The organism is Streptomyces sp. BJ20 (genome assembly GCF_022869105.1).
Lineage (GTDB): Bacteria > Actinomycetota > Actinomycetes > Streptomycetales > Streptomycetaceae > Streptomyces > Streptomyces griseoincarnatus.
In genome coordinates, this window is sequence record NZ_CP094918.1 from 1109693 (window position 1) to 1124747 (window position 15055).

The 15055-nt window shown below is 73.2% G+C and carries 14 protein-coding genes; 7 read left to right on the forward strand and 7 right to left on the reverse strand.

The features are described from left to right. Window positions 1-30 precede the first annotated feature (30 nt). The 5 genes from sigE (at window position 31) to MTR79_RS05280 (ending at window position 6069) form a co-directional block, all read left to right on the forward strand. A complete protein-coding gene (gene sigE, locus MTR79_RS05260) occupies window positions 31-690 on the forward strand; it encodes an RNA polymerase sigma factor SigE (RefSeq protein ID WP_086705233.1) in 660 nt (219 codons plus the stop codon). After that, window positions 687-1580, forward strand: a complete 894-nt coding sequence (locus MTR79_RS05265; RefSeq protein ID WP_189364269.1) for a zf-HC2 domain-containing protein — start codon at window positions 687-689, stop codon at window positions 1578-1580. Before sigE ends, MTR79_RS05265 begins: the two co-directional genes overlap by 4 nt. A 1272-nt stretch (window positions 1581-2852) precedes the next feature. Next, window positions 2853-4592 (forward strand): trypsin-like peptidase domain-containing protein, encoded by a 1740-nt coding sequence (locus tag MTR79_RS05270; RefSeq protein ID WP_244789381.1) that lies wholly within the window; start codon window positions 2853-2855, stop codon window positions 4590-4592. A 144-nt stretch (window positions 4593-4736) separates the two neighbouring features. Further along, the gene (locus tag MTR79_RS05275; RefSeq protein ID WP_114874738.1) at window positions 4737-5171 is read left to right on the forward strand and encodes a sec-independent translocase; all 435 of its coding nucleotides are present in this window, start codon (window positions 4737-4739) and stop codon (window positions 5169-5171) included. Between the two features lie 223 nt (window positions 5172-5394). Continuing rightward, window positions 5395-6069, forward strand: coding sequence for a hypothetical protein (locus tag MTR79_RS05280; protein WP_175448810.1), 675 nt, complete (start codon window positions 5395-5397; stop codon window positions 6067-6069). A 70-nt stretch (window positions 6070-6139) separates the two neighbouring features. On the opposite strand, the gene MTR79_RS05285 is transcribed toward MTR79_RS05280, so the two are convergent. From MTR79_RS05285 to MTR79_RS05295, 3 genes are read right to left on the reverse strand one after another with little or no spacing between them, the layout of a single operon-like run. Beyond that, the gene (locus MTR79_RS05285; protein WP_086699405.1) at window positions 6140-7273 is read right to left on the reverse strand and encodes an Mrp/NBP35 family ATP-binding protein; all 1134 of its coding nucleotides are present in this window, start codon (window positions 7271-7273) and stop codon (window positions 6140-6142) included. A 43-nt stretch (window positions 7274-7316) separates the two neighbouring features. Next, entirely contained in the window at window positions 7317-7925 is a 609-nt protein-coding gene (locus MTR79_RS05290; protein WP_086699407.1) for a DUF1003 domain-containing protein, read from the reverse strand. Next, window positions 7915-9198 (reverse strand): CBS domain-containing protein, encoded by a 1284-nt coding sequence (locus MTR79_RS05295; protein WP_086699408.1) that lies wholly within the window; start codon window positions 9196-9198, stop codon window positions 7915-7917. The genes MTR79_RS05290 and MTR79_RS05295 overlap by 11 nt, the downstream gene beginning before the upstream one ends. Before the next feature lie 219 nt (window positions 9199-9417). On the opposite strand from MTR79_RS05295, the gene MTR79_RS05300 reads away from it, so the two are divergent. Beyond that, window positions 9418-10161: a hypothetical protein gene (locus MTR79_RS05300; RefSeq protein ID WP_086699410.1), complete on the forward strand. Its 744-nt coding sequence runs from the start codon at window positions 9418-9420 to the stop codon at window positions 10159-10161. Between the two features lie 94 nt (window positions 10162-10255). On the opposite strand, the gene MTR79_RS05305 is transcribed toward MTR79_RS05300, so the two are convergent. From MTR79_RS05305 to MTR79_RS05315, 3 genes are all read right to left on the reverse strand, one after another. Further along, entirely contained in the window at window positions 10256-10606 is a 351-nt protein-coding gene (locus MTR79_RS05305; protein ID WP_244789383.1) for a hypothetical protein, read from the reverse strand. Between the two features lie 302 nt (window positions 10607-10908). Then, the gene (locus MTR79_RS05310) at window positions 10909-11421 is read right to left on the reverse strand and encodes a hypothetical protein (protein WP_114874739.1); all 513 of its coding nucleotides are present in this window, start codon (window positions 11419-11421) and stop codon (window positions 10909-10911) included. A gap of 32 nt (window positions 11422-11453) precedes the next feature. Next, window positions 11454-12575 carry a magnesium and cobalt transport protein CorA gene (locus MTR79_RS05315; protein ID WP_086699414.1) on the reverse strand — a complete coding sequence of 374 codons (1122 nt, stop codon included), beginning with the start codon at window positions 12573-12575 and terminating at the stop codon, window positions 11454-11456. Window positions 12576-13073: 498 nt separating this feature from the next. Here MTR79_RS05315 and MTR79_RS05320 point away from each other — a divergent pair, with 498 nt between their 5' ends. Next, the gene (locus tag MTR79_RS05320; RefSeq protein ID WP_048455772.1) at window positions 13074-13658 is read left to right on the forward strand and encodes a suppressor of fused domain protein; all 585 of its coding nucleotides are present in this window, start codon (window positions 13074-13076) and stop codon (window positions 13656-13658) included. A gap of 41 nt (window positions 13659-13699) precedes the next feature. Here MTR79_RS05320 and MTR79_RS05325 read toward each other — a convergent pair whose 3' ends face one another. Then, window positions 13700-14923 carry an MFS transporter gene (locus MTR79_RS05325; protein WP_244789385.1) on the reverse strand — a complete coding sequence of 408 codons (1224 nt, stop codon included), beginning with the start codon at window positions 14921-14923 and terminating at the stop codon, window positions 13700-13702. Window positions 14924-15055 lie beyond the last annotated feature (132 nt).

Sequence of the window (15055 nt, forward strand, 5' to 3'; positions counted from 1 at the left end):
TTCCTCGGGTCGGCGGGCAGGCCGAAATCCGTGAACAACACCGCTGCTGACCATGACCGCGCCGGCGACCCGGCCCAGACCGCGACCTTCTCCGGCGACGCGGACGGGCAGGCGTGGACTCCGCCCACGTGGGAGGAGATCGTCAGCATGCACAGCGGCCGGGTGTACCGGCTCGCCTACCGTCTCACGGGCAACCAGCACGACGCCGAGGACCTCACGCAGGAGGTCTTCGTCCGTGTCTTCCGCTCCCTGTCGACGTACACGCCGGGCACCTTCGAGGGCTGGCTGCACCGCATCACCACGAACCTCTTCCTGGACATGGTCCGCCGCAAGCAGCGCATCCGCTTCGACGCGCTCGGCGAGGACGCGGCCGAGCGGCTCGCCAGCAAGGAGCCCTCGCCGCAGCAGGTCTTCAACGACGCGCACTTCGACGCCGACGTCCAGCAGGCCCTCGACACCCTCGCCCCGGAGTTCCGCGCCGCCGTCGTCCTGTGCGACATCGAAGGACTGTCGTACGAGGAGATCGCGGCCACCCTGGGCGTGAAGCTCGGCACCGTCCGGTCCCGTATCCACCGCGGCCGTTCCCAGCTGCGCAAGGCCCTCGCGCACCGTTCGCCCAAGGCGCGCGCGGACCGCCCCTCCTTCGCGCCGCGTGTTCCCGCACTGGGAGGAGGGGGCGCGAGCGCGTGAGCAGTTCACTGCCGAAGTCCCCCGAGGGGCACCTCGCGGAGCATCACCTGGGAGACCGGCTCGCCGCCCTCGTGGACGGGGAGCTGGGTCATGACGCGCGTGAGCGCGTACTGGCGCATGTCGCCACCTGTGCGAAGTGCAAGGCGGAGGTGGACGAGCAGCGCCGCCTGAAGAACGTGTTCGCGGCCGCCGCGCCGCCGCCGCCCTCCGAGAGCCTTCTGGCGCGCCTGCAAGGGCTGCCCGCCGGAGGCGGATTCGGTGACGGCGGCTCACCGCTGGGCGGCTCCGCGCTGCCCGGCGGCTCCACCGCGGGAGTCTTCGGGGCGCGGCGCGGCGAGCGCTTCGAGTTCGCCTACGCGCCCGTGCGGCGCCACCAGCCCGCGGCCGCCGCCGCTGCGGGCCTCGCCGCCGCCCGGCCGTCCTCGCGTGGTCTGCGGCTCGCGTTCGTCGCCGCCGGAGCGGTGTCGCTGGCCGCGATCGCCCTCGGCGGCGTCTCCACCGTCACCCCGGTCGACGTGGAGACGCGCGGCCAGGGCAAGGGGAGCAACGTGACACCGGCGCGCACGCAGGGCGCGGGCGCGGCCACCGCCCCGGACTCCCGGCGCCGAGGCGTCGGCCCGCTGCTCGGACAGGTCGCCGGCGGCCAGAGCGCGCTCGGTTCGGGTCCCGTCGTCCCCACCGGCGTCGCGGCCCCCCTGCTGCCCGGCATCCCGTCGCCCTCGCAGGGCGGCGCCACGGCGGTGTCCCCGCACATACGTCCGCTGAACTCGGTCCCGCCGTTCGGACTGGGCGCATGGGCGTCGGCGGTCGGGCTGAAGAGCCCCGGCCTGGTCACGGCCGCGCCGTCACCGGCACCCTCGCCCACGCACAGCGCGCGGGCCGCCCGCTGACCGGGCCCCTGCGCGCGGGCGCGCGAACCTGATTAGATTCCGGGTGGCGCGCCCAGGCCCACTGCGGCCGGGCGCCGAGCCGGGCTCCACCGCGCGGGCGGACCGGAGCACGGTGCCGACGATCCGTGCCGGTCCAGCCGTGGGGAGAGCATGAACGAGGGGAAGCCGGGCACGCCTGGGGCGTCCGAAGAACCCGACGGCGACTTCGAACTCGCCCGCCCGAACAGCATGCGGTCCCCCCGCACAGGGCCCGACGGCGACTACGAACTGGGCCGCCCCCTGAGCGGGGCGCCCGCCCGGACGGACGGGGCTCCCGACGGCGCCGGGGCTGCCGATTCCGCGGCTCGGTACCGGGCCCCGGACACCGAGCCGGCCTCGGCCCGGGCGGAGGGCACCCCTGGCGGCGGCGGGGACGCCGTTTCCCAGGCTTGGGACCGGTCGTCGGACACCGAGCCGGCGTCGGCCCGGACGGAGGGCACCCCTGGCGGCGGCGGGGACGCCGTTTCCCAGGCTTGGGACCGGTCGTCGGACACCGAGCCGGCGTCGGCCCGGACGGAGGGCACCCCTGGCGGCGGCGGGGACGCCGTTTCCCAGGCTCGGGACCGGTCCTCGGACCCCGAGGTCGCCCCGGCCCGGGCGGACGGCACCCCTGGCGGCGGCGGGGACGCCGTTTCCCAGGCTTGGGACCGGTCGTCGGACACCGAGCCGGCCTCGGCCCGGGCGGAGGGCACCCCTGGCGGCGGCGCGAGCACCGATTTCCCGGCCTGGGACCGGACCTCCGACCCCGAGCCCGCCCCGGCCCGGGGGGACAGCACCCCTGGCGGCGGCGGGGACGCCGGCTTCGCGGCCGGGGATCGGATCCTTGGCACCGAGCCTGTCCCCGCCCGGACGGACGGGGCTTCCGACGGCGGCGCGGGGCCCCACTCCCCAGCCTCGGACCAGGCCCCGAGCCCAGGAACGGGCGACGAGACCGCATCAGGTGCGGGAGCCCTTGCGCACGGCACTCCGGCCGGCTCTGGCGCCGAGTCCCTCGCGGATCACCCGGCGGGTGCGGCGGACACCGCGCCCGGCAGTGGGCCCGACGCCGCCGGTACGGGCGTCGAGTACATCGCGGACGGCACGGCCCAGGCGGCTGGACAGCCCACCGCGTCCGCCCCTCACCCGGCCCCGACCGAGGCGCCTGCCTCCGGCGCAGGCACCGCAGTCCCCGGGCAGGGCGTCGGCCCCGCCCCCACCGTGCCCGCACCGGCCGCTGAGGTCCCCGCGCCCGGTGTGACCGGCACCGTCCCCGCCCCTGCCGGCGCCCCGCTGCCCGCAGCCGAGCAGCCCAAGCCGCTCCACGACCCCGACCCCTACAGCACCCCGCCCTACGGGGAGCCCGGCCCCTGGGCGCCTGCTCCACCTGTGCAGCATCCGGCGGCCACTCCCGCGCACGGCGTGCCCATGGGCGCGTCTCCTGTGGCGCCGGAGGCCGTTGCCGGACTGGGCGCGCCTCCTGCGGCCCCGGCGGCCACTCCCGCGCCGGCCACTCCCGCGCCGGCCACTCCCGCGCCGGCCGCTCCCGCGCACGGCGTGCCCATGGGCGCGTCTCCCGCGGCCCCGGAGGCCGTTGCCGGGCCGGGCGCATCTCCCGCGGCCCCGGAGGCCGCTGCCGTGCCGGGCGCGCCTCCTGCGGCCCCGGCGGCCACTCCCGCGCACGGCGTGCCCATGGGCGCGTCTCCCGCGGCCCCGGAGGCCGTTGCCGGGCCGGGCACGCCTCCTGCGGCCCCGGAGCCCGCCCCCGCGCCTCAGGACGCCCCCGCGGCCGGCCCCTGGGCGCGCTACGACCCCTGGGCCGCTCCGGCGGCCGTCGCCCCGTTGCAGCAGGCCGACCCCGTCGAGGAGGACGTGAAGCGCCGGCGCGGTCGCCGCAGGCGCGCGCTGGTCGGCGGCGCCCTGGTCATCGCGCTCGTGTCCGGCGTCGGCGGCGGTGTCGTCGGCGTGCAGCTGGAGCGGAACGGCGGCATCGGCGCCGTGGAGCTGCCGCAGGCCGGTGTGGAGGCGCCCGACCGGGACCCCGACAGCGTCGCCGGGATCGCCGCGCAGGCGCTGCCCAGCGTCGTCACCCTGCACGTCAGCGGCGGCGGCAAGGCCGGCACGGGCACCGGCTTCGTGCTGGACGACCGGGGCCACATCCTCACCAACGACCACGTCGTCGAGCCCGCCGGGAAGAACGGCGACATCACCGTCACCTTCCACAGCGGCGACACCGCCGAGGCGACCGTCGTCGGCCGGGACAGCGGCTACGACCTCGCCGTAGTACGGGTCAAGGGCGTCCGAGGGCTCACCCCCCTGCCGCTCGGCAACTCGGACAACGTGCAGGTCGGCGACCCCGTCGTCGCCATCGGCGCACCCTTCGACCTGGCCGGCACCGTCACCTCCGGCATCATCAGCGCCCGCGAGCGGCCCATCACCGCAGGCGGCGAGAACGGCGACGGCAGCGACGTGTCGTACGTCGACGCCCTGCAGACCGACGCGCCCATCAACCCCGGCAACTCCGGCGGACCGCTGCTCGACGGCAAGGGCCGGGTGGTCGGCATCAACTCGGCCATCCGCTCGGCCGACGGCGGCCTGGACCCCGAGGGCGGCCAGTCCGGCTCCATAGGGCTCGGCTTCGCCATCCCGATCAACCAGGGCAAGCGGGTCGCCGAGGAGCTGATCGAGCACGGCAAGGCCACGCACCCGGTGATCGGCATCACCCTCGACATGGAGTACGGCGGCGACGGCGCCCGCGTGGCGGCCGAGGGCAGCGACGGCGGGCCCCCGGTCAGCACCGGCGGCCCCGGCGCCAAGGCGGGCATCCGCCCCGGCGACGTCATCACCGAGGTCGACGGCCGCCCCGTGCACTCCGGCGAGGAACTGATCGTCAAGACCCGCGCCCACCGCCCCGGCGACCGGCTGGAGCTGACCCTGGAGCGCAACGGCGAGGAACGCACGGTGTCGCTGGTGCTCGGATCCTCCGACGGCGACTGACGCGCCGCCCGTCCGACGCCGCCGGGACGCCGGGACGGTACCGGTGGTGCGGGAGGTCCGGGTACCGTGGACCCGGCCCGGACCACGGAGGGCGAACGACCGGCACCGAGGGCCGAGGACCGAAGGCATCGCGAGGAGCTTCAGGTGTTCAATGACATAGGACCGCTCGAGCTGGTGACGCTCATCGTCCTCGCCGTGCTCATCTTCGGTCCGGAGAAGCTTCCCAAGGTCATCCAGGACGTGACCCGCACGATCCGGAAGATCAGGGACTTCTCGGAGAGCGCCAAGCAGGACATCAGGCAGGAACTGGGCCCGGAGTTCAAGGACTTCGAGTTCGACGACCTCAACCCCAAGACGTTCATCCGCAAGCAGCTGGACAACGACGACCTGGGGCTGAAGGAGATCCGCAACGGCTTCGACCTGAAGAAGGAGATGGCCGAGGTCACGGACGCCGTCCACGGGCGCGACGCCGATCCGGCCCCCTCGCCCGCCGCCCCCGGCGGCCGGGTGGACATGACGAAGAAGCCCGAGACGCCGGCCGCCGGCGACCGACCGCCCTTCGACATGGACGCCACCTGACCGGCCCACAGGGCGTGCGCCGGCGCGTACGTGACGCGTTTCATACTCCACCCGGGCTGCGGACGGCCTGATCCGGGCGTCCGAACGCCCTACGCGCCGGGCGGTTTCCCTGCCTGTGGCGGCAGGGTGGTTATGCTGCCGAGTTGTTGTGCGGAACGGACGAGTACGCCCGAAAGGGGGGCGGGCCGCCCGGTCCGACGAGAGCGAGGAGGCGTCCGGGCACATGGAGACGACGAGTTCTGCAGTCGCGCAGGCGCCGGCCGCGGAGGACGGACAACCAGTCCCCTCCGCCCGGCGTACGGTCGACGGCTACCTGCGTGCGCCCTTCCCCTGGTACGGCCTCGACGAGGCCTTCACGGGGCCGCGCTGGCTGATGCAGGTCGGCCACTCGGCCGACGGGGCCGTGGAGCACGGATCGGTCGGACACGGCGACGAGCCGTCCGTCCGCAGCGAGTTCGCGGCCGGGGGTGACCAGGACGCCAAGGAGAAGTTCGCGGTCGTGGTGACCGTCGCGGCCAACCCGGTCCGCCGCAGCGCCGACGGCACGGGACTGCTGGAGGCCACCTCGGTGTCCTCCGCCGCCTGGCTCGCCGGGGTGGGGCTGCTGTCCTTCACCTGGCCCGGCCACATGGACCACTCCCTGCGCGACGACTGGCTGGAGCAGCAGACGGAGACCGCCTGGGTGCTGGCGGACGATCTGGAGGGCGAGGACTGGTCGACGCTCTCCCTGCCCGTGGACGGCGTGCCCACGCCGTTCCACTACCGGGAGTCCGAGTACGGCTGGGTGCTCGCCGGTTCCACCCAGGCCGGCGTCCACGTCGGCGCGTACGGCCGGGGGATGAGCGCGTACGGGCTGGGCTTCGCCGTGGTGAAGGACATCGCCGCCTACCAGGGCTGAGCGAGCCGCCCGGAAACGCCACGAGGGCGCCGTCCGCAGCGGACGGCGCCCTCCGGCGTGTGTGCGGGTCTCAGAACTTGTTGCGCGGGGTGATCCCCAGGGACATGCCCGACAGACCGCGCTGACGGCCGCCCAGCTTGCCCGCGATGGAGCGCAGCGCCGAGCCCGCGGGGGACTCCGGGTCGGACAGCACCACGGGCTTGCCCTCGTCGCCGCCCTCGCGCAGCCGCACGTCGATCGGGATGGCGCCCAGCACCGGCACGTTGGCGCCGGTGGTGCGGGTCAGGCCCTCGGCGACGGTCTGCCCGCCGCCGGTGCCGAACACGTCGACCATCTCGCCGCAGTGCGGGCAGGGCAGCCCCGACATGTTCTCGACCACGCCGACGATCTTCTGGTGCGTCTGCACGGCGATGGAGCCGGCGCGCTCGGCCACCTCGGCCGCGGCCTGCTGCGGGGTCGTGACGACCAGGATCTCCGCGTTCGGCACGAGCTGCGCGACCGAGATCGCGATGTCGCCGGTGCCGGGCGGCAGGTCGAGCAGCAGCACGTCCAGGTCGCCCCAGTACACGTCCGCCAGGAACTGCTGGAGCGCGCGGTGCAGCATCGGTCCGCGCCACACCACGGGCGCGTTGCCCGGGGTGAACATGCCGATGGAGATCACCTTCACGCCGTGCGCCGACGGCGGCATGATCATGTTCTCGACCTGGGTGGGACGCCCGTCGGCGCCCAGCATGCGCGGCACCGAGTGGCCGTAGATGTCGGCGTCCACGACGCCGACCTTCAGACCGTCGGCCGCCATCGCCGCCGCCAGGTTCACCGTCACCGAGGACTTGCCGACGCCGCCCTTGCCGGACGCCACCGCGTACACCCGGGTGAGGCTGCCCGGCTTGGCGAAGGGCACCTCGCGCTCGGTCTGGCCGCCGCGCAGGGCGTTCGCCAGCTCCTTGCGCTGCTCGTCGCTCATCACGTCCAGCGTCACGTCGACCCGGGTCACGCCCTCGACGCCGGAGACCGCGTCCGTCACGCGCTGCGTGATGGTGTCGCGCATGGGGCAGCCGGAGACCGTCAGGTACACGGTGACCGCGACCGCACCGTCCGCACCGATCTCCACCGATTTGACCATCCCGAGCTCGGTGATGGGCCGGTTGATCTCGGGGTCGTTCACCGTCGCCAGTGCTTCGCGCACCGCGTCTTCCGTAGCCATAAGGACGATGGTACGGCTCCGGGTACACCGGCCGGTAAGGACGTCAGCGGTCGTCTGCGTCACGTCCCGGCGGGTGTTCCGCCCGCATCGCCGGATGCGTACCGTGATGCTCCTTATGGCCGTTCTGTCGGATCTCCAGCTCCTTGACCAGGTCCTCCAGCTCCGAACGGATCCAGTCCCGGGTGGCCACCTCGCCGAGCCCGATCCGCAGCGCGGCGATCTCACGGGTCAGATACTCGGTGTCGGCGATCGACCGCTCGTTCTGCTTGCGGTCCTGTTCCAGGTTGACCCGGTCGCGGTCGTCCTGCCGGTTCTGCGCGAGCAGGATCAGCGGGGCCGCGTAGGAGGCCTGGAGGGACAGCGCCAGCGTCAGGAAGATGAACGGGTACTCGTCGAACCGCAGCTCCTTCGGCACGGACACGTTCCACAGCACCCACAGGATGATGACGACCGTCATCCAGACGATGAACCGCCCGGTGCCCAGGAAACGCGCGATGCGCTCCGAGAGCCGCCCGAAGGCGTCCGGGTCCCACTCGGGCACGATCCGCCGCCGGGGAGGGCGCGGCTGGTCCAGCCGCGGCGCGCGCGGCCGTCCCGCCGCCGTGGCCCCGGCCAGGGTCCGCTCCCGCAGGGCGTCGCGTTCACCCGCCATCGGGCGCCTCCCCCTCCTCCAGGTGGAACTCGGTCTCCCGCCAGTCGTCCGGAAGCATGTGGTCCAGCACGTCGTCCACGGTCACCGCGCCCAGCAGCGACCCGGCCTCGTCGACGACCGGCGCCGCCACCATGTCGTACGTGGCGAAGAACCCGGCGACCACGGGCAGCGTCGCCTCCGGGTCCAGCGGCCGCAGGTCGTCGTCGAGCATCGAGCCGACCAGCGTGTAGGGGGGATCGCGCAGCAGCCGCTGGAAGTGCACGGTGCCCAGGTACTTGCCGGTCGGGGTCTCCTCCGGCGGCCGGCACACGTACACCTGCGCCGCGTGCGCGGGCGACAGGTCCGGCTCGCGGATCCGGGCGAGGGCGTCCGCGACGGTCGCGTCCGGCCGCAGGATGATCGGCTCGGTGGTCATCAGCCCGCCCGCCGTGTGCTCCTCGTACGACATCAGGCGGCGCATGTCGGCCGCGTCCGCGGGGCGCATCAGGCTCAGCAGCCGCTCCTTGTCCGCCTCGGGCAGCTCGCCCAGCAGGTCGGCCGCGTCGTCGGGGTCCATCGCCTCCAGGACGTCCGCGGCCCGCTCCTCCGCCAGCACGCCCAGGACCTCGATCTGGTCGTCCTCGGGCAGTTCCTCCAGGACGTCCGCGAGCCGCTCGTCGTCCAGGGCGGCGGCCACCTCCGCCCGCCGCTTGGGGGAGAGGTGGTGCAGCACGTTGGCCAGGTCGGCGGGGCGCAGCTGCTCGAAGGTGGCGAGCAGGTTCTCCGCGCCCTGCCCGGCTTCCTCCAGCGAGAAGCCGGTGACGGCGGACCACTCCACGGTCAGCGTCTCGCCCTTGCCGCGCCGGAACGCGCCGCCCTTCCTTCCCTTGCGCACGAAGACCCGGTCGATCTCCCACTCGCGCCGCGCCTGCAGTTGATGCACCGACAGGTCCAGGACGGTGACCTCCTCGCCGGTCTCCACGAGGGTGACGCGCCGGTCGAGCAGCTCGCCGAACACCAGCCGCTCCGTGGGCCGCTGCTCGAAGCGGCGGACGTTGAGCACCCCGGTGGTGATGACCTGGCCGGCCTGCACGGACGTCACGCGGGTCATCGGCAGGAAGATGCGGCGCCGGGTGGAGAGTTCGACCACCAGGCCGAGCAGCCGGGGCGGACGGCGGCCGGGACGCAGGATGACGACGAGATCGCGCACACGGCCCACCTGGTCGCCCGCCGGGTCGAACACGGCGACGCCGGAGACGTGGGAGACGAAGAACCGGGGTGCGCCCGATGCCATTCCGGCGGCTCCTTTGCGTGCGTGCGGAGGTCTTCCTTGCCGTGTGCTGCCCGGTGCGTCTGTTTTCCGGATTGCCCGCTCGGACGGGCTTCAGGCTAGCCCGTCCCGATCGGTGCCGCGCTGGCGGCCGGTCCGGACGGACTGGCTCCGTCCGGCCCCACCGGTCCCGGTACTCTGCGGTACGCCGTTCAGGTCCCCCCTCAGAGAGGCAGCCCACCTGTGATTCCGATCTCCCCGGGCCGTTCCCGCAGGGCCACGCTGGCCGGCGCCGTGTGCGCGCTGCTCGTGGCGGGGACGGCGCTCACGGGATGCTCCGAGGATCCGAACGAGGGAACGAACGGCGTCGGCAGACTCCCCGCCGACCAGATCCAGACCAAGGCGCAGAAGGCGGCCGCGTCCGCCGGCACCGTGCGGCTGCACGGCTCGGTGCAGACCAGCGGCCGCACCTACACCCTCGACATGCGGCTGAAGCCGCAGGGCGGCATCGGCTCGGTCAGCACCGAGGGGGAGACCTTCCGGCTGCTGCGCGTCGGCCAGGAGCTCTACCTGAAGGCCGACGCCGCCTTCTGGGGCAAGGGCGGCGACGGGGACGGCGACTCCAAGGCGGCGGACAAGCTCGCCTCGAAGTACGTCAAGGTGCCCGAGGGCGACCCCTCGTACACCAAGTTCATCGGCTTCACCGACAAGAACGTGCTGCTCGGCGGGTTGCTGACGCTGCACGGCAAGCTCAGCACGGACGGCCACCACGAGCAGGGCGGGACCCGCACCGTCCGGGTCACCGGCGACGACGGCGCCGGCGGCACCCTGGACGTCTCCCTCGAGGGCACGCCGTACCCGCTGCGGCTGGTGCGCGCCGGGCAGGCCGGCACCCTCACCTTCTCCTCCTGGGGCACCGACTTCCCGCTGGAGAAGCCCGCCAAGGACGACACCCTCGACTACGGCAAGCAGCTCCCGACCTCTTAGGCCGCGTTCCCAGCCCCGTCGGCCGAAGACGAAGCGCGGCGACCGCCGAGCGAGCGCGCTCACCGGCCGTCCGGGCACGAGGCGGGCACGTCGGTCACCCTGCCCCGAGCCCCGGCCCTCTCGCTGATCTGCGACGATTCCGGGCCCGGCACACGGCCGCAACCGTCATCGACGACACAACGAGCCCCACGGCGAGCAGGCGCACCAGCCCCACGGGCCAGACCTCCTCGCGTCCGGCGAGGCCGAACCCGCCGAGGGCCGTGACCGTGACCCCGAGCAGCACGAAACCGACGGACCAGCAGCGTTGCGTCCACCGGGGACCGCCCGACGCCACGTGGGGGATCTCGTCCGGTCTGCGCAACGTGCTCCAGCCGGCCCCCGCGATCAGCGGTCCCATCAGCAGCGGGACCGCGTTGACGACCACATCGACCACGGACTCGACCACCGCGTCTCCCTCCCTGGCTTCACCGGCCTTTGAGCCGGACCGGCCTGACGCGGTGCCGGTGCCGTCGGATGCGCGGGCCCGCGCCACCATGATGATCGAGCCGCTCGCCGCGCACCTCGGCGGGCCACGGCAGCCTCGAGGGCAACACCCTGCCGGAACCCGGCAAGCATCGGGGGCCGGTCGCCATCCGACGGACGTGACAGGGAGCGACCGTCACCGCCTGGAGGTGTGTGCCGCCACCGGAGCGCCGAACGTGTTCAGGGGAATCCTCCGAAGGGCACGGGCCGCGGGCCGCTGCCGCCTCAGCCGCGCCGCCTGCGCTTCGTCAGCAGGCGCGGCAGCCCGGCCGGCATCGGCGTCCTGGTCGTCGCCGGGGTGGGCAGCGGGGCCGCGGAGAGGTCACCGTCGGGCAGCGCGCCCGTCGCGCCGGTCGGCTCCAGACGCAGCACCCGGCACTCGCGGGCCCAGCGCTCCGGCATGGCCTCGCCGTCGGGGGCGTTGAGCCGCTTGCCCTTGAGGGCGTCGACGGCCGCCGTCCACTCCTCGGAGCCGGAAGCCAGTTCGCGGACGGTCGCCGTCCAGGTGGCCAGCCGGCCGCCCTTGTCCTTGCTGCGCACCGTCACCTCGGCCCCCGCCCCGTCGGCGAGTCCCGTCAGGGGCTGTTCGCCGGGGCCGTCGCCGACCACGCAGACGGCGCCCTCGTGCCACACGTGCCACAGCGGCCGGGCCGGGGCGCCGGGTCCTTCGACCCAGATGAGGCCGGACTTCTTCGAGGCCTCCTCGATGAGGGCCCGGTCGAGCAGCTCGCCAGTCATGCCCCCAGCCTATCCAGGCGGGGCCGGCCGTCTCAGAGCCAGCCGTTGCGCTTCAGCGTGCGGTGGATGCCGAGGCAGATGGCGACCGTGACGCCGAGGACCACCGGGTAGCCGTACTTCCAGTGGGTCTCCGGCATGTAGTCGAAATTCATGCCGTACACCCCGCAGACCATGGTCGGGACGGCGATGATCGCGGCCCACGAGGTGATCTTGCGCATGTCCTCGTTCTGCGCGACGGACGCCTGCGCGAGGTTGGCCTGGAGGATGGAGTTCAGCAGCTCGTCGAAGCCGACGACCTGCTCCTGCACCCGGGCGACGTGGTCGGCGACGTCCCGGAAGTACTTCTGGATCTCCGGGTCGATCAGCCGCATCGGCCGCTCGCTGAGCAGCTGCATCGGCCGCAGCAGCGGCGCCACGGCCCGCTTGAACTCCAGCACCTCGCGCTTGAGCTGGTAGATCTCACCGGCGTCGGTGCCGCGCGGGGTGCCCTTGCGGCCGGGGGAGAAGACCTTGGTCTCGACCTCGTCGATGTCGTCCTGCAGGGCGTCGGCGACCGCGATGTAGCCGTCCACCACGTGGTCGGCGATGGCGTGCAGCACCGCCGAGGGGCCCTTGGCCAGCAGCTCGGGGTCGTCCTGGAGACGGTGGCGCAGGGCGCGCAGGGAGCCCTGGCCGCCGTGCCGGACGGTGATGAAGAAGTCCCGTCCGGTGAAACACATGACCTCGCCGGTCTCCACGATCTCGCTGCCGGAGGAGACACGGTCGTGGTCGAGGTAGTGGACGGTCTTGAAGACCGTGAACAGGGAGTCGTCGTAGCGCTCCAGCTTGGGCCGCTGGTGGGCCTGGACGGCGTCCTCCACGGCCAGCGGGTGCAGCCCGAACTCGGCGGCGATGCCCGCGAATTCGGCCTCGGTGGGCTCGTGCAGGCCGATCCAGACGAAGCCCCCGTCGCGGCGCACCCGGCGCATCGCGTCCTGAGGGGCGAGCGGGCCGCCCTCGGTCTCCTGGCGGCGGCCGTCCCGGTAGACGGCGCAGTCGACGACGGCGGTGGCCGCCGCGCGCTCCCGCGAGGTCTCGTACGGGCCGCTCTCCTTGCGGAGCGAGATGCGGGAGGCGGGACGGACCACGGCGCGCAGGTCACGGATCATCGACATGGCGGGCTCCTTCGCGAACGGGCAACGAGAGGCGCCGGGGCGACGGGTGGAACAACCCGGAATGAGGACGTCCTGGACTGCGCATGTTTGGCACGTCCACAAAGCGGGGAGCACCGCACCGTCGCGGTGGCGAGCTTCGTCGCTGATACAGCTACTGGGGCAGATCAGTCAGAACGAAACGAGTGCTCTTCCGATGAAGACGCGCGAAGCGAAAGGCGGGAGCCGAAAGGGGAACAGCTACCTCAGCGGGCGGAAGAGCGGGTGATACTGCACGGTCGACTTCGGTCCATGTCAGCCCCACCTCCTCCGGCCGGTCCCTCGTGAGGGACGATCACGATCCCCTGGGGGATCCCCCGATGAGCGGGGAGTGTCACACAGGCGTTCAGGCAGTGTCGGAACGCTTGACGCGTGCTGCCCGAACCACCGGCCAAGCGTATCAGCCGACTGCTGTGTCAAGGCTCTGCTTTGCCCGGTACTGACGAGTTCTATGCTCGCCGCATGGCTGATGTTCTTCCTCTGGTCGAGGCCCGGCTGCGCAGCGCGCTGGGCGAGCCGGACGCGCGCGCCGCGGTCACCTTTCTGGGCACGGACCGTATCGAGGTGCTGCGGTTCCACGAGGGGGACATCGTGCGCTACGCGTCCCTCGGCATGTCCGCGCAGCCCATGACGGACCCCACGGCCGTGATCGCCGACCCGGTCGCCGGGCCCCGCGCCGAGCTGGTGCTGTCCGTGCGCGGCGGCGTCGCCGACACCGACAAGGTGCTCCGTCCACTCGCCGTGCTCGCCGCGTCCCCGCAGGTCGAGGGGCTCGTCGTGGCCCCTGGCGCCTCGCTGGACGTGGGGGAGCCGCTGTGGCCGGGCGCACCGTTCACCTCGGTGCTGGTCGCCGAGCCGGGCGGCCTGGTGGAGGACCTCGAACTCGACGCGCCCCTGGAGCCCGTGCGCTTCCTGCCGCTGCTGCCGATGACGCCGAACGAGGCCGCCTGGAAGCGCGTGCACGGCGCCCAGGCGCTCCAGGAGCGGTGGCTGAACCACGGCACGGACCTCAGGGACCCGTCTCGGAAGTCCGTGCCGCTGGACTAGCGCCGGAGTGAGGAAGCTCACCAACGCCGTTCCGACGAGGCTCAGTTGGCGAAGACGCCCACGCCGTCCTCGGTGGCGTGCCGGGGGCGGAGCTCCTCGGCCTCGGCGGTGAGCGACCGGCGCCGTACCAGCACCACCAGCGCGCCCAGCACCGCCGTCACCGCGGCGACCGTGAACGGCATGTGGACGTCGCTCCACTCCTCGATCCTCGGCGCGAAGAACGGCGCCGCGGCGGCCGCGAACCAGCGCACGAAGTTGTACCCGGCGCTCGCCACCGGACGCGGCGCTTCCGACACCCCGAGCGCCAGCTCCGTGTACACCGTGTTGTTCACGCCGATCAGCGCGCCGGACAGCACGGTGCAGGCGACGGCCGCGGTGTGGCCGCCATGGCCGAGCACCAGCACGTCCACCGCGAGCAGCACCAGCGAGCCGCCCAGCACCCGCAGCGAGCCGAACCGCTTCTGCAGCCGGGGGGCCACGATCACCGAGAACACGGCGAGCAGCACGCCCCAGGCGAAGAACACCGCGCCGGAGCGGTAGGGGGACATGTCCAGCACGAACGGCGTGAAGGCCAGCACCGTGAAGAACGTGTAGTTGTAGAAGAACGCCGAGACGGCCGTGGAGGCCAGCCCGCCGTGCCCGAGCGCCTTGACCGGGTCCAGCAGGGAGGTCTTGCGGGCGGGCCGGGGCTGCTCCTTCAGGAACGCGGCGATGCACGCGAAGCCGACCGCCATCAGGGCGGCCGTGCCGAAGAAGGGGTAGCGCCAGCTCGCGTCGCCGAGCAGCGCGCCCAGCAGCGGACCGCAGGCCATGCCCAGGCCCAGGGCGGACTCGTACAGCAGGATGGCGGCCGCGCTGCCGCCCGCCGCGGCGCCGACGATGACGGCGAGGGCGGTGGAGACGAACAGCGCGTTGCCCAGTCCCCATCCGGCGCGGAAGCCGACCAGTTCGCCGACCGACCCCGAGGTGCCGGAGAACCCGGCGAACACCACGACCAGCGCCAGGCCCAGCAGCAGCGTCCTGCGCCCGCCGATGCGGCTGGACACGAAGCCGGTCACCAGCATCGCCAGCGCGGTGATCAGGAAGTACGAGGTGAAGAGCAGGGAGACCTGTCCCGCTGTCGCGTCGAGGCCCTCGGCGATGGACGGCAGGATCGGGTCGACGAGGCCGATGCCCATGAAGGCGACGACGGACGCGCCGGCGGTCGCCCACACGGCTTTCGGCTGCCTGAGGATGCTGCCCGATCCCGTGTCGATGGGGTCCATGGGTGCTCCAATCCCGGGACGTGGGAGTGACGGCCGCCGGAGAGAAGGTGCAAGGACGGCCGCGCGAAATGGTTGGGATACGAACACGGTAGGTTAGCCAACCTAATTAATGCAAGCTACATCTATCTTCGT